Raw genomic sequence first — 17868 nt, forward strand, 5'->3', positions numbered from 1 at the left:
GCAGGCTGGCGCCCACTATCCCCGCCCCCTTCCAAAAAACCTCACTCCGCCGCAGCGGCCTCCAGGCGGCCATTCACCAGGGCGTCGTAATCCAGCATCAGATTGCGGCAGACCTCACCGGGGGTGAAGGTCCAGTCGCCGATGCGGCCCACGGGCGTGACTTCCGCCGCCGTGCCGGTCAGGAAGATTTCAGAGGCGCCCTGCACCTCTTCCAGCTGGATGTGACGCTCGATCACCTGATAGCCACGGCGCTTGGCCAGATCGATCACCGTCTGGCGGGTGATGCCGTTCAAGAAGCAATCGGGCGTCGGCGTGTGGATGACGCCATCCTTGATCATAAAGAAATTGGCGCCCGTGGCTTCCGCCACATAGCCCCGGTAATCCAGCATCAGCGCATCCTGGAAACCGTCCTTCTCTGCGGCATGTTTGGACATGGTGCAGATCATGTACAGGCCGGCGGCCTTGGCTTCCGTCGGGGCCGTATCCGGGGCCGGACGGCGCCACTTGGAAAGCTGCAGGTGGATGCCCTTCATACGGGCTTCCGGGGTGAAATAGCTGGGCCATTCCCAGCAGGCGACCGCCAGATGAATCTTGTTATGCTGGGCGGACACGCCCATCATCTCGCTGCCGCGCCAGGCGACGGGGCGGATGTAACCATTGACCATGTTGGCCGCCTTGCAGGTGGCAACCTTGGCCTCTTCAATCTCATCCACGCTATAGGGGATGTCGAAGCCCAGCAGCTCGGCCGATTTCTTCAGCCGCACACTATGTTCGCGCGACTTGAAGATGGAACCGTTGTAAATGCGCTCCCCCTCGAATACACAACTTCCATAGTGCAGGCCGTGGGTCAGAACATGCACCTTGGCATCCCGCCATGGCACCAACTGACCGTCGTACCAGATATGCCCGTCGCGGTCATGGAAGGGGATTATCGACATGATGGTGGCTTCCTCGTTACTTTATGTCCGTAGGGACGCTGCCCACGATACGGAATTGCAGAAATAAGTCAACATGGCTGACGTAAAATCAGGTCCGAACCCGCTCTTCCTCCGTGAGGAGGATCTCCGCCAAGGCATCGAACTGCTGTTCTACGCATATCGAGACTTTACCGCCGAACCAGACGCGATGCTTGCGAAAATCGGGCTGGGCCGGGCGCATCACAGGGTCGTCTATTTCGTGGGACGCTATCCGGGCATCAATGTCACGGAGCTGCTGGGCATCTTGCAGATCACCAAGCAAAGCCTGGCCCGCGTGCTGGGCGATCTGGTGAGCCAGGAATATATCGCCCAGCGCGCCGGCACCAAGGACCGGCGCCAGCGCCTGCTGACCCTGACGGAAAAGGGCCAGGAGCTGGAACGCACCCTGTCGGATGCCCAGCGCGCCCGCATCGCCCAGGCCTACCGCGCCGCCGGGGCGGCGGCGGTGGAAGGGTTCCGCACCGTGATGCTGGGCATCATTGATGCCGATGATCGGGCCAAATTCCAACCGCCGGGGCCTGGCAAACGGTGAACTTGTCCACTGCCAGCAAGCGGCCTTCATGCTATCACTTGGGCCCATGACCGATATCACCGACCAGCCCCATATCCTTGTCGTTGATGATGATACCCGCCTGCGGGAAGCGCTGCGGCGCTATCTGTCGCAGAACGGCTTCATGGTGACGGCGGCACAGGATGCCGCCGATGCCCGTGCCCGGCTGGGCGGGCTGGCCTTTGACCTGATCGTGCTGGATGTGATGATGCCGGGCGAAAACGGGCTGGATCTGTGCCGCGATCTGTCCACCCAGGGCATCGCCCCCATCCTGCTGCTGACCGCGCGCGGGGAGGCGGAGGATCGTATCCAGGGGCTGGAGGCCGGGGCAGATGATTACCTGCCCAAACCGTTTGAGCCGCGCGAACTGGTGCTGCGCATCCAGTCCATCCTGCGCCGGCAGGCCCGTCCTGGCACGGGGGGCGGCGCCAACAGCCCGGCCCCCATCCGCATCGGCCGCTGGCTGTTCGATCCGGTGCGCGACGAGCTGCGCGACGGGGAAGAGGTGGTCCGCCTGACCAGCATGGAGTCGGGCCTGCTGCGCGCCCTGGCCGCCGCCCCCGGCATGGTGCTGTCGCGCGAAGAGCTGGTGGAAAAGGCCGCCGTGGATGCCGGCAATGACCGCACCATTGATGTGCAGGTCACCCGCCTGCGCCGCAAGCTGGAAGGCGACCCGCGCGAGCCGCGCTATCTGCTGACCGTGCGCGGTGAGGGTTATGTGTTGAGGCCGGATTGATCCGCTGGCGCGACTGGTGGCGGCGACGGCCCCGGCCCTTCCGGCTGCTGAAACGCTATCTGCCGGCGACCCTGTTTGCCCGGTCGATGCTGATCATGATGACGCCGGTGGTGCTGGCCCAGGGCATCGCCACCTTCATTTTCTATGACCGGCACTGGGACACGATGACCCAACGGCTGGCCATGGGGGTGGCTGGCGAAATCGCCCTGGTCATCGACCAGTTGGGGCGCGATTCCGACGCGGCGGCCCAGGCGGAAACGCTTTCCATGGCCGCCCGCACCACCGATATCCTGATCAGCTTCAATCCCGGTGAGATGTTGCCCACCACGCCACCACGCCCGCGCACGGCGCTGGAGGATACGCTGGCCAATGCGCTGGATGAGCGGGTGCGGCGGCCCTGGCGCATCAACGCCAATATTGCCCATAAATGGATCGAAATCCGCGTGCAACTGCCCGATGGCGTGCTGTCGGTCTTGTCGCCGGAGCGGCGGCTCTACAGCTTCACCTCCTACCTGTTCATCATCTGGATGTTGGGCAGCTCGCTGGTGCTGTTTTCCATCGCCACCTTGTTCATGCGCAACCAGATCCGGCCCATCCGCCGGTTGGCTGTGGCGGCAGATGCGTTCGGTAAAGGCCGCGACATCAGCGATTTCCGGCCGGAAGGTGCGGCAGAGGTACGCCAGGCCGCCCATGCCTTCCTGGTGATGCGTGAACGTATCCGCCGCCAGATCAGCCAGCGCACCGAGATGCTGGCCGGGGTCAGCCATGATCTGCGCACGCCCTTGACCCGGATGAAACTGCAACTGGCCATGATGCCGGAATTGCCGGAAGTGGAGGAACTGAAGGCCGACGTGGTCGAAATGCAGGTGATGATTGACGGCTATCTCTCCTTCGCGCGCGGGGCGGGCGATGAACAGCCCCAGCCGGTGGATCTGGGCGCGCTGCTGGAGGAGGTGGCCGCCAACGCCCGGCGTGAGGGCACGGCGCTTTCGCTGGATCTGGGGACGGCAACTGAGGATGAGGTGGTGCTGCCCCTGCGCCCCAACGGGCTGCGCCGCTGCATCGCCAATCTGGTGGGCAATGCCAAACGCTATGGCTGTCATGTCTGGCTGTCGCTGACGATGGGCGAAACGATGGTGGAAATCATCGTCGATGATGATGGCCCCGGCATCCCGCCGGACCAGCGGGAAGGCGTATTCAAGCCGTTTCACCGGCTGGAACCATCACGCAATCAGTCCACCGGTGGTGTCGGCCTGGGGCTGACCATCGCGCGGGACGTGGCGCGGCGGCATGGCGGCGACGTACTGCTGCGCGACAGCCCAAGGGGCGGGCTGCGCGCCGTGGTGCGGTTGCCTCTATAGAATCACATTAACAACGCGCGGCGGCGCGCTTGCCGCCGGCCAATGTCTTTTCCAGTCGCCGCAGCATCGGTGCCAGTTGATCATCGGAAACCAGTTCTGCTGCCTCCGCCGGATCCATCCAGCGCCGCTCGCGCTGCCCCTTCTCCGGCCAGACATCCAGCATTTCGGTCACACGCAACAAGAAGACGGCGACATCGCATTCCACACTGTCGCCATTGTCCAGGCGTTTTTCATAGCGGTAGGAACCCACCGGCGCGCAGTCGATCCGGCCCTTGATGCCGGCCTCCTCAAACGCTTCCCGCTCCGCCATGGCGCAGGCACCCATCGACTTCTTGGCCCAACCCTTGGGAATGATCCAGCGCTTGGTCTCCCGCGAGGTGACAAGCAGGACTTCCGGTCGACCATCGGTCAGCCGGTAAGGAAGAGCAGCACACTGGGAGGTCTTTGTCTGGGCCATAGCGTTGTTTTACGAACCGTACTCTAGGGTGAATATAGGAGACACTGCACACAAAGAAAGCGTGCATAAGATTATGAGGGAGAGATGCACAACAATGCGTCGCGCCATTTGTTCCCTCCACTCAGAGTGAGGCTTCGACACATGGCCGTCAAGAATGCCTGTTTCATGACAATTGAATTACAGATTCGTGACGCAAGGGTGGTAGAGAATGAAATAGAAGCCGCGTGCGGGCGCCGCCGAGCCAACCCGAACGGCCCTTGACCATTGAAAGCGGAACCCATGCTGAGCCTGTTCCGGGCCTTGCTGCCGAAGGAAGAACGTTTCTTCGACCTGTTCGCCGAACATACCCAATATACCTATGCCGCCGCCCAGGCCCTGCAGACCATGCTGCGGAAGGGTGATGATCTGGAAGGGCGCTTCCAGGTCATCCATGAAGCGGAAGGCAAAGCCGACGTTGTTACCAAGGCGGTACAGGCGGCCATCCACCGCAGCTTCATTGTACCCTTCGACCGGTCCGATATCCAGGATCTGGCGAAGCGGATGGATGATATCATCGATCTGATCCAGGATGTTGCCCGCCATCTGGCCGAAGCCGGCCCGATGTCCTACACAGCCGAAATGCACGGCATTGCCGACGCCATCGTCAAGGCCGCCGGCATCCTGCGGGATGCCCTGCCGCTGATGCGGGATATTGGCCGCAATCACACCCAACTGACGCGCATGACCGAGGAAGTCTCGCAACTGGAAAGCGAAAGCGACCGGTTGTTGCGCGCCGGCAAGGCACGGCTGCGCCAGGAAAGCGGCGGGCTGGATGCCCCCATCACCTATCGCCAGGCCCTGGTCCGGGAAGTCCTGGAACTGGAAGAAGCGGTGCTGGACGCCTGTGAGGATGTCGCCGACATCATCGACAGCATCATTGTCGACAACGTCTGACACATCCCGCCTTCAACGGGTCCAGGACCATCCCCATGGAAACGCTTTCCCTGCCCCTTCTGATCGCGCTGATTGGCATTGCCTTGATGTTCGATTTTCTGAACGGGCTGCATGATGCCGCCAATTCCATCGCCACGGTGGTGTCAACGCGCGTGCTGTCACCCCGCAACGCCGTGTTGATGGCGGCTTTCTTCAACTTCATCGCCTTCTTGTTTTTCGGCACCCATGTCGCCACCACCATCGGCAAGGGCATCGTTGATCCCAACATCATTACGGGTCAGGTGATTTTCGCCGCCCTGATGGGGGCCATCGGCTGGAACCTGATCACGTGGTATTGGGGCATCCCCTCCAGTTCCAGCCATGCGCTGGTTGGTGGCTTAGCGGGGGCCGGTGTCGCCAGCGCAGGATTCGACTCGATTGTAGCCAGCGGCCTGACCAAGACAGCGGTCGCCATCTTCGTTTCGCCCACCATCGGCTTTGTGCTGGCGCTGTTGATCGTGCTGATCGTCTCCTGGATTTTCCACCGCACCACACCGTTCGGGGTGGACAAGACATTTCGCAGCCTGCAGATCGTTTCCGCCTCACTCTACAGCCTGGGCCATGGCGGCAATGACGCGCAGAAGACCATGGGCATCATTGCCGTGCTACTGTTCTCCCAAGGCTATCTGGGTGACACGTTCCATGTGCCGCTATGGGTGGTGCTGTCCTGTCAGACCTGTATGGGGTTGGGCACGCTGTTCGGCGGCTGGAAGATCGTGCGCACCATGGGCTCCCGCCTGACGGACCTGAAGCCGGTCCATGGCTTTTGCGCCGAAACCGGCGGGGCCATCACCCTGTTTGCGGCAACATGGCTGGGCGTGCCGGTCTCCACCACCCACACCATCACCGGCGCCATTGTCGGCGTCGGCTCTGCCCGCCGGGCATCCGCCGTGCGCTGGGGTCTGGCCCAGGGCATCGTGGTAGCCTGGATCGTCACCATGCCCGCCGCCGCCATGGTGGCCGCCGGGGCCTATTGGGTGACGACGCTGTTTTAATTTATCCCTTATGGCACAGGGGCATATTTGCCGTCTTTCCACTGATACATCACATAATCGGTACTGGTGCGGTCGCCCCTGGCATCAAAGGACAGGCGACCGATCACCGTCTCATGGGCGCCTTCCCGCAGGGCCTCGGCCACCTTCTCCCCTTGAGTGACCCCCACCTTGGCCACCGCCTGGGCCCAGACCTGCACCGCCGCATAGGCATAAAGCGTATAGGCCCCCGGCTCCTGCTTGCGGGCGGCGAAACCATCCAGCACCGCCCTGGCGCTGGGCAGGGTCCGGGCATCGGCAGAAAAGGTCATCAATGTCCCCTCCCCGGCCGGGCCGGACAGGGCCAGATAATCATCCGATGCCAGCGTGTCGCCGGAAACAAAGGCAGCAGTCACCCCGGCGGCCCGCATCTGGCGCACGAACTGCGCCGCATCACTGTAATAGCCGCCGAAATAGACGACATCAGCCTGCGCCGCCTTCACCCGCGTGACCAGGGCGGTATAGTCGCGCTCCCCGCTGGTCAGGCTGGTATACAGCACTTCCTGCACGCCCAGCCCGTTCAGGGCCGCCTTGGTCGCATCGGCCTGCCCCTTGCCATATGTCGCCTGATCATGCAGCAGCACGACGCGCTTATCCTTGAAATGTCTGGCGATATAGGCAGCGGCCACCGGCCCCTGCTGGTCATCCCGCCCGCAGGTGCGGAAGATCAACCCGCCCGCTTGTCCGGTGACCTCTGGTGAGGTGGCGGTGGGCGTAATGGTGATAATGCCTTCATCGCCATAGACCTTGGCGGCCGGAATGGTGGTGCCGGATTGTAAATGGCCGATCACCACGGAGACATTCTGAATCACCAGCTTGTTGGCCACCGCCACCGCCTGGGTTGGCACCCCGCCATCATCTTCGGCCACCAGCACCAGCTTTTCGCCCAGCAGACCGCCCTTGGCGTTGAGGTCGGCAATGGCTTGACTGGTACCCTGGCGCAACTGGTCGCCCACGGCGGCCAGCGGGCCGGTCAGGGGTGCGGCGAATCCGACCTTGATCTCGGCGGCGGCAGGAAGGGTGGCAACGCCCAGCAGCAGGGGCAGCACAAAAGCGACGGAACGGAAGGTCAAGGCAAACACCCGGTAGCGGCAGAACAGAAGCGGGCCAGCGGCAGATAACAGCCGCTGGCCCTTCAGCAAAGGGGCGTCTTACTGCCCCGGCACCACGGTATATTTGCCGTCCGCCCATTTATAGACGACATAATCCGTGGTCTTGCGGTCGCCCTTGGCATCGAAGGCCAGCGTGCCGATCACCGTGGAATAGTCGCCATCGCGCATGGCCTTGGCTACCTTGGCGCCATCCACCGACTTGGCCTTCGCGGCAGCCTGCGCCCAGGCCTGCACAGCGGCATAGGTGTAGAGCGTATAGGCCTCCGGCTCAAACTTGGCGTCGCGGAAGCGTTTCACGACGTCGGCGGCTTCCGGCTTGTCGCGGTATTCGTTGCCGAAGGTGACCAGGGCGCCTTCCGCGAACTTGCCGGCAATGTTCCAGAATTCCTGGTTCACCGTGCCGTCGCCGGACATGAAGACGGATTTCAGCCCGGCCTCCCCCATCTGGCGCACCAGCAAACCTGCCTCCGTATGCAGGCCCCCGAAATAGACCACCTGGATGCCGGCATCCTTCATCTTGGTGACCAGGGCGGACATGTCGCGGTCACCGACATTCACCGCCTCATACATCGCTTCCTTCACGCCGGCCTTGTTCAGGGCGGATTTGGTGGCATCGGCCAGACCCTTGCCATAGGTGGTCTGGTCGTGGATGACGGCGATCTTGTTGCCCTTATTGTGTTTCACCAGCCAGGCGGCGGCCACGTCGCCCTGCTGATCATCCCGCCCGCAGGTGCGGAAGATCAGCTCGAACCCCTGTTCGGTGAGCTGCGGGTTGGTGGAAGCGGGGCTGATCATCACAATCCCCTCATCCTCGAAAATCTTCGAGGATGGGATGGAGACGGCGGAATTGAAATTGCCGAAGGCGGCCACACCGCCCTCCGTTGCCAGCTTGTTGGCAATGGCCACGCCCTGGCTGGGATTGGAGGCATCATCCAGCTTGGAAAGCGTCAGCTTCTCGCCCAGCACGCCACCCTTGGCGTTGATGTCGGCGATGGCCATTTCGGCCCCGCGCCGCATCTGTTCGCCGAACACGGCATTGGGACCGGTCAGCGGGGCGACCAGACCGACCCGCGTATCGGCGAAGGCCGGGGCGGTGGCGAGCATGGTGGCGGCCGCCAGGGCGGCGCGCAGGGACTTGCTGAGCTTCATTGTTCCCGTCTCTTCTCATTATCGGCCAAGACCCGAAGGTTGCTGAGGCTAACACGCGGATGCGCCGCGTCAATTCGTGTCGTGGCAACAATTGCGCAATTGGCTGACGAATGCTCTTGAACCGCCCGCCATGATTTGCTATCCACCCCGGCACCGGCGCGGTCGAGCTTGATCGCCTCGGTATTCCGGTCTCGTGTTTTGCGGCCGTGGCGGAATTGGTAGACGCGCAGCGTTGAGGTCGCTGTGGGGCAACCCGTGAAAGTTCGAGTCTTTTCGGCCGCACCACTGGAATGAACCGCCTTCTACCAAGGGCGATGAAAAAGGGCGACACCGGCAGCGGTGTCGCCCTTTTCGCTTTTGGGGCTGGTGGAAAGGGGAGCCGACCGTTCAATCCAGCTCAGAAAGATCTCCTGCGTTCCCGGCCCTGTAACCGTCATTCCCGCGAAGGCGGGAATCCATACGACAGCCCGGATTTTGGATTCCCGCCTTCGCGGGAATGACGGTGGTAAAATGGGTAAGGCACTGGGAACTGACTGATTTTCTGGGTTCCCCCGCCCCCTTAAATCTCCACATTGCCCCCCAGCTCCACCACCCGGTTCAGCGGCAGGTGGAAGAAGTCAGCCGTCGTCGTGGCGCTACGTGACAGGAAGGCGAAGAGATAGCCGCGCCAGGGTGCCATGCCCGGATCGGCGGCCAGCACCACCGTCTCCCGCGTCAGAAAATAGGAGAATCGCATCGGTTCGTAGTCGAAACCCAGATCGGCCCGGCGTGCATTGGCCAGCGTCTTCGGCACGTCCGGATCTTCCATGAAGCCGCAATGCAGGGTGACGCGGAACACATCCTCCCGCAGCGCTTCGGAATGGACGCGCTTTTCCATCGGCACACGCGGGCTTTCGGAAACCTTCACTGTCAGCAGTACCACCCGTTCATGCAGCACATGATTATGCTTCAGGTTATGCAGCAGGGAAAGCGGCACCCCCTCCGCCTCTGACGTCAGGAAAACGGCCGTCCCCGGCACGCGCATCACCTTGTTCGACAGGCTGGCCAGGAAGTCGGCCATCGGCAGGGCACCCTCGCTCTGCTTGGCATGAACCAGCTGGCGGCCCCGCTTCCAGGTGGTCATCAACAGGAAGGCGACAATGCCGGCCGCCAGCGGGAACCAGCCGCCATGCGGGATCTTGGTCGCCGTAGCCAGGAAATAGGCGATATCCACGGTCAGCAACAGGCCGAAAAAGGCCCAGACCCATTTGCCGCGCCAACCCCAATGGGCATGAGCCAGAATCGCCACCATGGTGGTGGTGATGACCATGGTGCCCGTCACCGCCACGCCATAGGCCGCTGCCAGATTGGTGGAATTGCCAAAGCCCAGCACCAGGGAGACCACGGCCAGCATCAGCGTCCAATTGACGAAGGGGATATAGATCTGGCCGATCTCCCGCTCTGACGTATGAACAATCGCCATCCGGGGCAAATAGCCCAGCTGGATGGCCTGCCGAGTTACGGAGAAGGCACCGGAGATCACCGCCTGGCTGGCAATGATGGTGGCCAGCGTGGCCAAGGCCACCATGGGCAGCGCCGCCCAGCCCGGCATCATCAGGAAGAACGGGTTGGTCGCCGCCTCCGGATGGGCCAGCAGCAAGGCACCCTGACCGAAATAATTCAACAGCAAGGCCGGCCAGACCAGCATGTACCAGGCCAGCCGGATCGGCCCGCGCCCGAAATGGCCCATATCCGCATAAAGCGCCTCCGCCCCCGTCACCGACAGCACGACGGAGCCCAGCGCCAGAAAGCCGACCCAGCCATCATGGGCGATGAATTTCACCGCCCAATGCGGCGACAGCGCCTCCAGCACCCAGGGGGCCTGGCCGATATTGGCGATGCCCAGCACCGCCAGCACGATGAACCAGACCAGCATGACGCTACCGAACAGGCCGCCGACAGCGGCCGAACCGCGTGACTGCACGGCGAACAGCAACACCAGAATGGCGATGGCCAGCGGCACCGCCCAATCGGCCAGTTGCGGGGCGGCGACCTGCAGCCCCTCCACCGCGCTCAACACTGAAATGGCGGGCGTGATGGCGCTGTCGCCATAGAACAGGGCGGCGGCGAAAACACCCAGCGTGCCGGCCAGGGCCAGCCGGCCTGACCGCGCCGTCAGGGTGCGCTGCAACAGGGCCAGCATGGCAAAGCTGCTGCCCTCCCCATCATTATCGGCGCGCATGATGATGGCGACATATTTGACCGACACCACCATCAGCAGGGTCCAGAAGACCAGCGACAGCACACCCAGCACATGCAACGGGTCCGCCGGCAAAGGGTGCGGACCGGCGAATACTTCCTTCAGGGCATAAAGGGGGCTGGTGCCGATATCACCGAACACGACCCCGATGGCGGACAGGAACAGCATTCCAAAAGAGGAATGCGCGACATGCGCTTGCCCGGCCGCCGTCTGCGTCTGGCCCAATGTACCCACCCCTAAAGATTTCCCAGTTGCGAACGCTAACCAATCATGCCGCGCTGCGCAAGCGGGCGGCGATAGCGCAAGAAGCGGCGAAATAGTTACCCGCTGATTGCATTTCAGCATTGCATTGCCTGTGCGCTCCGGCTCAGAACTAGGGCCAACCGCAAGCGGCGGCGGGGTCTCTTCCCAACCGCACGCACATGACGGACAGGATGCGGACGGAAAAAGGGTTTGAAATGAGGGCGGAACAGGAAGCGGCCAGCGGGCTGCTGCCGGCACTGGGACCGGTGCAACTGGTATTGCTGGGGGTCGGCTGCATCATCGGGGCCGGCATTTTCGTCATCACCGGGTCGGCGGCGGCGCAATATGCCGGGCCGGCGGTGGTGGTCTCTTTCCTGCTGGCGGCCTTGGCCTGTGCCTGTGTCGGCCTGTGCTATGCCGAACTGGCCGCCATGTCGCGGGAGTCGGGCGGGGCCTATTCCTACACGCGCGATGCGCTGGGGCCGCTGCTGGGCTGGCTGGTCGGCTGGAACCTGATCATGGAATATCTGGGGGCGGCCGCCTTTGTGGCCGTGGGCTGGTCGGGCTACCTGACCGCCCTGTTCGCCACCCTGGGGATACCGCTGCCGTCCGAACTGTCGGCCGCCCCGCTGGCGGTGAAGGAAGGGGCGCTGGTGACAACCGGTGCCATCATCAACCTGCCGGCTGTCTTCATTGTCGGTCTGGTCACCTTCCTGGCCGTCATCGGTGTGCGCCGATCGGCCTGGGCCAATACGGCCGTGGTGATCACCAAGGTGGCCGTCATCCTGGTGGTGATCGCCGTCGGTGCCTTCCATGTAAACCCGGCGCAATGGACACCGTTTGTCCCCGCCAATACCGGAGAGTTCGGCCATTACGGCATTACCGGGGTGCTGCGCGCCGCCGCCGTGGTGTTCATCGCTTATATCGGCTTTGATGCCGTGGCGACCACGGCGCTGGAGGCGCGCAACCCGCAGCGCGACGTGCCCATCGGCATTCTGGGGTCGCTGGTCGTCTGCACCCTGCTTTATATCGGCATGGCGCTGGTGCTGACCGGCATCGTGCCTTATGCCGAACTGAATGTGCCGCACCCGGTGGCGCTGGCGGTGGAACGGATGGGCCCGTCCTGGCTCTGGCTGGAATCGCTGGTTTCGCTGGGGGCCGTGGCCGGGCTGACCTCCGTGGCGCTGGTGCTGCTGCTGGCGCAGCCGCGCGTGTTCTATGCCATGGCCCAGCATGGCATCATGCCGGCCGTCTTCGGCAAGGTGCACAAGACCTGGCGCACACCGTATGTCGGTACGCTGATCACCGGCGGGGCCGCCATGGTGCTGGCCAGCCTGTTCCCCATTGACCTGCTGGCGGAACTGGTCTCCATCGGCACGCTGGTGGCCTTCATGGCCGTGTCGGCCAGCGTGCTGGTGCTGCGCCGCACCCGGCCGGATGTGCCCCGGCCCTTCCGCACGCCGCTGGTGCCGATCATCCCGGTGATCAGCATCCTGACCTGTGCCGGGCTGATGTATTACCTGCCGGGCGATACCTGGGCGCGGCTGGTCATCTGGCTGGCGCTGGGGCTGATCGTCTATTTCTTCCGCCGGAACAAGACGAAAGCGTAAGGTAGAAAGGGCGGGGCTGCGGCCCCGCCCTGCCCGTTAAGCCGGCTTGAACAGGCCAGCGATGGTGGAAAGTGCCCTTTCCGCCTCGGCCCGGTCGGGCTCCGTGCCTTCGATGCCATAGCCGTAATATTCATCCGCCCCGGTGACCTGGAATACGAACCCGTCACGCCGGGGCACGAAGGACACCTGATTGTAATAAATGCCGTAGGTCACCCCCGGTTCCGGGATGGCACGGGCCAGCTGCCCGCGCACGGGGATCAATGTTTCATCGCGCATCAGCGCGCGCGCGCCATAGCCGGTACAGTTCACCAGCACCTTCTGCGGCACCATGGCAAACTCCGCCGGGCTGTGGAATTCCCGCACCTGAATATTGCCGCCATTGGCCAGGAATTCGGACAGCAGCAGGTGGCTATAGGCATTGATGTTGAACATCATGTTGCTATGGCCCCGCACCGTGCGATTGCCAAACGGGTGCTGGCCGGGCGCATAATCCGTGCGGCGGCCGCGCAGTTCCGGCACCATTTCCCGCGCCAGATGGGCGAATTCCGGCCGCGTATCCGGCGGCTCCGCCGTCGGGTTCAGATCGCGCACGATATATTCATCATACCATTCCACCGGACTGCCGGGCAGACCCAACAGATCCTGGAAGGCGGCGAAGGAATGGCGGCACTGCGCCGCCCATACCGCCTTAAAGGCCGGGGTGGCATATTCCGCCATGGCGATCCGCGAGTCGGGCGACCAGACGCCGGTGGCATAGGCGGAACGCACATTGGGCGGCAGTTCCTTGGCGATGATCGTCACCTTGGCCCCGGCCCGCTGCAACAGGGTGGCCGTGGTCAGGCCGATAGCCCCGCAACCAATGACGGCCACATCGCGCTGGCCGGTGGCCATCACCCGTTCCACCGCCGCCGCACCGGAGCCCCAGGAGAGCGACCAGCCGCTGCCGCCATGGCCGTAATGGTGGATCACCTCCTTCTCGCCAATCCGCTCCCGCTCCAGCCTTGGGCCCTGGGCGCGGAAGGGGCGGGTGCAGATGGTGATACGGGTGATGCGGTCGGTATCGGCCAGCAAGGGCGGCAGGCTGAGGACCGGCCCCTTTGGCGCCGCATTGGCCGCCATACCGGCTGGGCGGCTGGCGCAACCACCCAGTGCACCTAAGGAAAGGGCGGCCCCCGCGCCCAGCATCAACCCACGCCGCGCCAACCGCTCCGCCATCGCCCGTTTCCTTATTCGATTTTGCAGTTGCGAAACGATAGCGTTTCAACCCGCCCGGCGAAAGGTGAGATTATAGCGGAATGGCCCGGCCAACGGATGTTCCCCCGCCGCCACGGGTGCCACCCCATGGTAAAAGCGCCGCGACGGCCCGCCCCAGACAACGATATCGCCATGGTGCAGGGGCACCCGCTGGACCGGGCCGGTGCGGGTGCGCCCGCCGAACAGAAAAATGGCCGGCAGGCCAAGCGAGACCGAAACGATGGGATGGGCCATGTCGGCCTCGTCCCTGTCCTGGTGCAGGCCCATACGGGTGCCCGGCGCATAGCGGTTGATCAGGCAACTGTCGGGCTGGAAGCCGGGATAACCCGCCGCCCCGGCGGCACGGGCCGCCAGTTCGGCCAGGATCAAGGGCATGGTGGGCCAGGGCTGGCCGGTGACGGGATCGACAACGCCATAGCGGTAGCCGCTGCGGTCAGTCAGCCAGCCCAGGTGGCCGCAACTGGTCATCGCCACCGACATGCGCCCGCCGCCCGGTGTTTCCATCTGTCGAAACGGGGTGTGGCCGGCAACGGTCCCGATGGCCGTCAGCAACGCGCGCCCCGGCCCAGTGGCAAAGCCGGGCAGCAGCCACGCCCCTTCCGCCAAAAGGCGGGGGGAACCGGGGGAGGGATCGCCGAACAGATCCAGCATGGGCCAAGGCTCCGCACATGAAAAAGGCGCCCACCCTTCTTGCCGGGTGGGCGCCTTCCCATCAAGCACGATGCGGCATCAGAATGTGTAGCGTGCCGTCAGCGCCACAATATCCACATTGCTCTTGAATTCACCGGTCAGGCGGTTGCCGGTGCTGGTGGCCACATTGATCGGGCTGTCATCCACGAAGATATGCGTATAGGCGACATCCAGCGCGATATTCTCCGTCGCCTGCCAGCCGAGCCCGGCGGAAAGCCAGGTCCGGTCACCATCGGCGATACGCGGCGTGCGGTACTGGTCACGCGTCGGGTTCTTGTCAAAGGCGATGCCGGTGCGTACCTGCCAGGCCGGATCGATCTGATAGGTGGCCCCCAGCGAATAGAACCAGGTATCCTTCCAATGCTGCTCATCCAGCGCGTCCGGCTGGGCCGGGTTGGCGAAACGGACGCGGATTTCCTGGAAGCTGGACCAGTCGGTCCAGGCGACCGTGGCATGAAGGCCCAGGGGCCCGAATTCCTGCGTCAGGCCCAGATCAACGCTCTGCGGGGTGGAAACATTGGCTGTCACGGCGGAAGTCGGGGCAAAGGCGGCAATATTGCCGGCCGTCAGCACGGCGCGGACATTGGCCGGCGTCTCGAAGGTGCCATCACCTTCCAGCTTATGCTTGATCTCCGACCGCCAGGACAGGCCAACGCGGGTGCCCTTCACCGGTTCATAGAGCAGGCCCAGATTGGCGCCCCAGGCCCAATCATCACCGTTCACCTTGGCATAGCCATCGGCGGATTGCGGCAGGAAGCCGGGCACGCGTCGGCCGGCCAGCACCGCGCCGAAATCCACGGCATTGCTCAACGTGGCTTCGGCGCGCTGGGCGGAGACACCGCCACCAATGGACAGGCCGGGGCGGATTTCCATCGCGGCAGCAAAATTGATGTTGATCGTCTCCAGCTTGGAATGCAGCGCATGATAGCGGCCGATCCAACCGGCATCATAATCGGTTTCCAGCCCATAGGGCGCTGTGATGGCAAAACCGGTGCGCCAATTCTCCCCTTCCGGCACATAGGCCAGGAAGGCCGCTGGCACCGGGATGGCATCGCCCGTGCGATCAGTGGCACCGGTCAGCGGCCGGCCCAGCGCATCGCGGCCCGTGCCGCGATAGGAAGATGACGGGGTGATCAGGCTGACCCCGACCTCCGCGCCGGAACGCTGCAACTGCGTCATCGCGGCCGGGTTGTTATAGACGATGGAGAGATCGCGCGCATCCGACGCGGCACCGGCAAAGGCCGTGCCCATGCCGGCGGCACTGTTTTCCCGGATCTGGAACCCGCCCGCATGGGCGGTGGTCGCCAGTGCAGCAAGGCTGGTGCCGGCGCAAAGGGCGATAGCAAGGTGACGCATCTATGACTTCCTGGCGTTTCGGTGCTCAAGGCCGGGTTGGTACCGGCGCGTTCAGGTTTTCAGGGTCGGCGCGGTGGCCGCTGCCTTACCATTTCGTAAAGGGAAGCAGATAATTCAAGCTGAAATAATTCTGCGACCAAGATATTTTGATATCGGAACGATATCGGAAAGATATGTCTCTCCAATAATTTCCTATTCCCCTCCCATAGCGAAACAGTCGGCAAGCTGTAACGCCCTCGGCTTCCCACTTGTTCCAACGTGGCGGAGCCTGTATGCGTCGGTTCCGCCCATGAACCGGTCGGCAGGCGGCCGACCGGTGAACAGAAACAGGAACAGACCGGAATGCAGCCAAGCCAGAGCATGACCCGCCAGGATATCCGTACCCTGGCCCTGGCAGCCCTGGGCGGCGCGCTGGAATTCTATGATTTTATCATCTTCGTCTATTTCGCCACTGTCGTGGGCCAACTGTTCTTCCCGCCGGAACTGCCGGACTGGATGAAGCAGCTGCAGACCTTTGGCGTCTTCGCCGCCGGCTATCTGGCCCGACCACTGGGCGGCATCATCATGGCGCATTTCGGCGACCGGCTGGGCCGCAAACGCATGTTCACGCTCTCCATCCTGATGATGGCCCTGTCCACCCTGGGCATGGGCCTGCTGCCCACCTATGCCCAGATCGGGCTGGCGGCCCCCGTGGCGCTGCTGGCGCTGCGCCTGCTGCAGGGGGCTGCCATCGGGGGGGAAGTGCCGGGCGCCTGGGTCTTTGTGTCCGAACATGTGCCTGACCACCGCATCGGTCTGGCCTGTGGCACGGTAACGGCGGGGCTGACGCTGGGCATCCTGATCGGATCGCTGATGGCGACCGGCCTGAACCTGGTCTATAGCCCGGCAGAGGTGCAGGATTTTGGCTGGCGTATCCCCTTCCTGCTGGGCGGGGTGTTCGGCCTGATCTCCGTCTATCTGCGCCGCTGGCTGGAGGAAACGCCGGTTTTCAAGGCCTTGCAGGAACGCAAGGCCGTATCGGCCGACCTGCCCTTGCGCGTGGTGACGCGCGACCATCGCAGCGCCGTCGCCATCTCCATGGCACTGACGGGGCTGCTGTCGGTCGCCATCATCGTCTTGATCCTGATGACCCCGGCCATCTTGCAGAAATCCTATGGTTTCGCCCCGGCCGTGGCCTTGCAGGCCAATAGTGTTGCCACCTTCTTCCTGACCATCGGCTGCATCCTGGCCGGGCTGGGAATCGACCGGCTGGGCGGCGGGCGCTTCTTCCTGCTGGCCAGCCCGGCGCTGGGCATCATGGCGCTGGCCCTGTTCATCGGCGTGGCGGCCCATCCGGGCTGGCTTTTCCCGCTTTCCGCCCTGTGCGGCCTGTCGGTCGGCATTGTCGGGGCCGTGCCCTATGTGATGGTGCGGGCATTCCCGGCAGCGGTACGTTTCACCGGCCTGTCCTTTTCCTACAATGTCGCCTATGCCGTCTTTGGCGGGCTGACGCCCATTGCGGTGACCTTGATGCAGCAGATCAGCCCGCTGGCCCCGGCCTTCTATGTGCTGGCCTTCGCCCTGGTCGGCACCGTCATCGGGCTGGTGCTGCTGCGCGGGCAGCGGCTGGGCTGATCAGCCGCGTGCCCGCATCAGGCGGGCCTTGTCGCGCTGCCAATCGCGTGCCTTCTCCGCCTCGCGCTTGTCGCCCTTCTTCTTGCCCTTGGCGATGCCCAGTTCCACCTTGGCCTTGCCCCGGTCATTGAAATAGATCGACATCGGGATCAGCGTCATGCCTTCCCGTTGGATGGCGGTCAGCATCCGCGCCAGCTCACGCTTGCGCACCAGCAGCTTGCGCGGGCGCTTTGTCTCATGCTGGAAGAACTGACCCGCCTGCCCGTATTCGGGAATATAGGCGTTGACCAGGAACAGCTCCCCATTCTGATCACCGGCATAGGATTCCACGATGGAGGCCTTGCCGGAGCGCAATGATTTCACTTCCGTACCGACCAGCATGATGCCGGCCTCGACTGTATCTTCAATGAAATAGTCGAAGCGGGCGCGGCGGTTTTGCGCCACCACCTTGCGATCGGTCTCAGCTTTCGCCATCGGTTATTGTTCTTCTCTCGTAACGAAATCCGGTCCCGGCGGC

16 protein-coding genes and 1 tRNA gene are annotated in these 17868 nt (G+C 63.6%); 8 read left to right on the forward strand and 9 right to left on the reverse strand.

Annotated elements, in window-relative coordinates:
* Positions 1-41 precede the first annotated feature (41 nt).
* The gene (locus GE253_RS12870) at positions 42-938 is read right to left on the reverse strand and encodes a branched-chain amino acid aminotransferase (protein ID WP_153204530.1); all 897 of its coding nucleotides are present in this window, start codon (positions 936-938) and stop codon (positions 42-44) included.
* Positions 939-1011: 73 nt separating this feature from the next.
* Here GE253_RS12870 and GE253_RS12875 point away from each other — a divergent pair, with 73 nt between their 5' ends.
* The 3 genes from GE253_RS12875 to GE253_RS12885 are packed head-to-tail and all read left to right on the forward strand — an operon-like array spanning position 1012 to position 3624.
* Positions 1012-1509: a MarR family transcriptional regulator gene (locus GE253_RS12875; RefSeq protein WP_153204531.1), complete on the forward strand. Its 498-nt coding sequence runs from the start codon at positions 1012-1014 to the stop codon at positions 1507-1509.
* A gap of 46 nt (positions 1510-1555) precedes the next feature.
* Positions 1556-2263, forward strand: a complete 708-nt coding sequence (locus GE253_RS12880; RefSeq protein WP_153204532.1) for a response regulator — start codon at positions 1556-1558, stop codon at positions 2261-2263.
* Positions 2260-3624, forward strand: a complete 1365-nt coding sequence (locus GE253_RS12885; protein WP_247878635.1) for an ATP-binding protein — start codon at positions 2260-2262, stop codon at positions 3622-3624. Before GE253_RS12880 ends, GE253_RS12885 begins: the two co-directional genes overlap by 4 nt.
* A 7-nt stretch (positions 3625-3631) precedes the next feature.
* Here GE253_RS12885 and GE253_RS12890 read toward each other — a convergent pair whose 3' ends face one another.
* A complete protein-coding gene (locus GE253_RS12890; RefSeq protein WP_153204533.1) occupies positions 3632-4081 on the reverse strand; it encodes an NUDIX hydrolase in 450 nt (149 codons plus the stop codon).
* Positions 4082-4360: 279 nt separating this feature from the next.
* Here GE253_RS12890 and GE253_RS12895 point away from each other — a divergent pair, with 279 nt between their 5' ends.
* Complete coding sequence (locus GE253_RS12895) at positions 4361-5014, forward strand: DUF47 family protein (protein ID WP_153204534.1); 654 nt, start codon at positions 4361-4363, stop codon at positions 5012-5014.
* Positions 5015-5049: 35 nt separating this feature from the next.
* Entirely contained in the window at positions 5050-6048 is a 999-nt protein-coding gene (locus GE253_RS12900; RefSeq protein ID WP_153204535.1) for an inorganic phosphate transporter, read from the forward strand.
* 8 nt (positions 6049-6056) lie between these two features.
* On the opposite strand, the gene GE253_RS12905 is transcribed toward GE253_RS12900, so the two are convergent.
* Complete coding sequence (locus GE253_RS12905; RefSeq protein WP_153204536.1) at positions 6057-7157, reverse strand: branched-chain amino acid ABC transporter substrate-binding protein; 1101 nt, start codon at positions 7155-7157, stop codon at positions 6057-6059.
* 78 nt (positions 7158-7235) lie between these two features.
* On the reverse strand, positions 7236-8345 hold the full coding sequence (locus tag GE253_RS12910) for a branched-chain amino acid ABC transporter substrate-binding protein (RefSeq protein ID WP_153204537.1): 1110 nt from the start codon (positions 8343-8345) through the stop codon (positions 7236-7238).
* 200 nt (positions 8346-8545) lie between these two features.
* Here GE253_RS12910 and GE253_RS12915 point away from each other — a divergent pair.
* Positions 8546-8630: transfer RNA gene (locus GE253_RS12915), tRNA-Leu, on the forward strand.
* A gap of 274 nt (positions 8631-8904) precedes the next feature.
* Here the strand turns inward: GE253_RS12915 and GE253_RS12920 are convergent.
* Complete coding sequence (locus tag GE253_RS12920) at positions 8905-10809, reverse strand: potassium transporter Kup (protein WP_348770843.1); 1905 nt, start codon at positions 10807-10809, stop codon at positions 8905-8907.
* Between the two features lie 233 nt (positions 10810-11042).
* Between GE253_RS12920 and GE253_RS12925 the strand changes: the two genes are divergently transcribed.
* Positions 11043-12437 carry an amino acid permease gene (locus GE253_RS12925; RefSeq protein ID WP_211101439.1) on the forward strand — a complete coding sequence of 465 codons (1395 nt, stop codon included), beginning with the start codon at positions 11043-11045 and terminating at the stop codon, positions 12435-12437.
* A gap of 36 nt (positions 12438-12473) precedes the next feature.
* On the opposite strand, the gene GE253_RS12930 is transcribed toward GE253_RS12925, so the two are convergent.
* The 3 genes from GE253_RS12930 to GE253_RS12940 all read right to left on the reverse strand — a co-directional run bounded on the left by GE253_RS12930 (position 12474) and on the right by GE253_RS12940 (position 15737).
* Positions 12474-13652 (reverse strand): FAD-dependent oxidoreductase, encoded by a 1179-nt coding sequence (locus tag GE253_RS12930; RefSeq protein WP_247878636.1) that lies wholly within the window; start codon positions 13650-13652, stop codon positions 12474-12476.
* A gap of 45 nt (positions 13653-13697) precedes the next feature.
* Entirely contained in the window at positions 13698-14342 is a 645-nt protein-coding gene (gene alkB / locus GE253_RS12935) for a DNA oxidative demethylase AlkB (RefSeq protein WP_153204539.1), read from the reverse strand.
* 78 nt (positions 14343-14420) lie between these two features.
* Positions 14421-15737 (reverse strand): outer membrane protein transport protein, encoded by a 1317-nt coding sequence (locus GE253_RS12940; RefSeq protein WP_153204540.1) that lies wholly within the window; start codon positions 15735-15737, stop codon positions 14421-14423.
* Positions 15738-16079: 342 nt separating this feature from the next.
* Here GE253_RS12940 and GE253_RS12945 point away from each other — a divergent pair, with 342 nt between their 5' ends.
* Positions 16080-17351 carry an MFS transporter gene (locus GE253_RS12945; protein WP_211101440.1) on the forward strand — a complete coding sequence of 424 codons (1272 nt, stop codon included), beginning with the start codon at positions 16080-16082 and terminating at the stop codon, positions 17349-17351.
* Here the strand turns inward: GE253_RS12945 and smpB are convergent, their stop codons facing one another.
* Positions 17352-17825: an SsrA-binding protein SmpB gene (gene smpB, locus GE253_RS12950; RefSeq protein ID WP_153204541.1), complete on the reverse strand. Its 474-nt coding sequence runs from the start codon at positions 17823-17825 to the stop codon at positions 17352-17354.
* Positions 17826-17868 lie beyond the last annotated feature (43 nt).

The sequence above is a fragment of the Niveispirillum sp. SYP-B3756 genome (assembly GCF_009495745.1).
GTDB lineage: Bacteria > Pseudomonadota > Alphaproteobacteria > Azospirillales > Azospirillaceae > Niveispirillum.

Bases quoted from the DNA above. Each gene is read 5' to 3' on its own strand.
- GE253_RS12925 (WP_211101439.1), top strand. From the start codon at position 11,043: ATGAGGGCGGAACAGGAAGCGGCCAGCGGGCTGCTGCCGGCACTGGGA.
- GE253_RS12875 (WP_153204531.1), top strand. From the start codon at position 1,012: ATGGCTGACGTAAAATCAGGTCCGAACCCGCTCTTCCTCCGTGAGGAG.
- GE253_RS12910 (WP_153204537.1), bottom strand. From the start codon at position 8,345: ATGAAGCTCAGCAAGTCCCTGCGCGCCGCCCTGGCGGCCGCCACCATG.
- GE253_RS12940 (WP_153204540.1), bottom strand. From the start codon at position 15,737: ATGCGTCACCTTGCTATCGCCCTTTGCGCCGGCACCAGCCTTGCTGCA.
- GE253_RS12890 (WP_153204533.1), bottom strand. From the start codon at position 4,081: ATGGCCCAGACAAAGACCTCCCAGTGTGCTGCTCTTCCTTACCGGCTG.
- GE253_RS12870 (WP_153204530.1), bottom strand. From the start codon at position 938: ATGTCGATAATCCCCTTCCATGACCGCGACGGGCATATCTGGTACGAC.
- alkB (WP_153204539.1), bottom strand. From the start codon at position 14,342: ATGCTGGATCTGTTCGGCGATCCCTCCCCCGGTTCCCCCCGCCTTTTG.
- GE253_RS12930 (WP_247878636.1), bottom strand. From the start codon at position 13,652: ATGGCGGAGCGGTTGGCGCGGCGTGGGTTGATGCTGGGCGCGGGGGCC.
- GE253_RS12880 (WP_153204532.1), top strand. From the start codon at position 1,556: ATGACCGATATCACCGACCAGCCCCATATCCTTGTCGTTGATGATGAT.
- smpB (WP_153204541.1), bottom strand. From the start codon at position 17,825: ATGGCGAAAGCTGAGACCGATCGCAAGGTGGTGGCGCAAAACCGCCGC.
- GE253_RS12900 (WP_153204535.1), top strand. From the start codon at position 5,050: ATGGAAACGCTTTCCCTGCCCCTTCTGATCGCGCTGATTGGCATTGCC.
- GE253_RS12945 (WP_211101440.1), top strand. From the start codon at position 16,080: ATGCAGCCAAGCCAGAGCATGACCCGCCAGGATATCCGTACCCTGGCC.
- GE253_RS12895 (WP_153204534.1), top strand. From the start codon at position 4,361: ATGCTGAGCCTGTTCCGGGCCTTGCTGCCGAAGGAAGAACGTTTCTTC.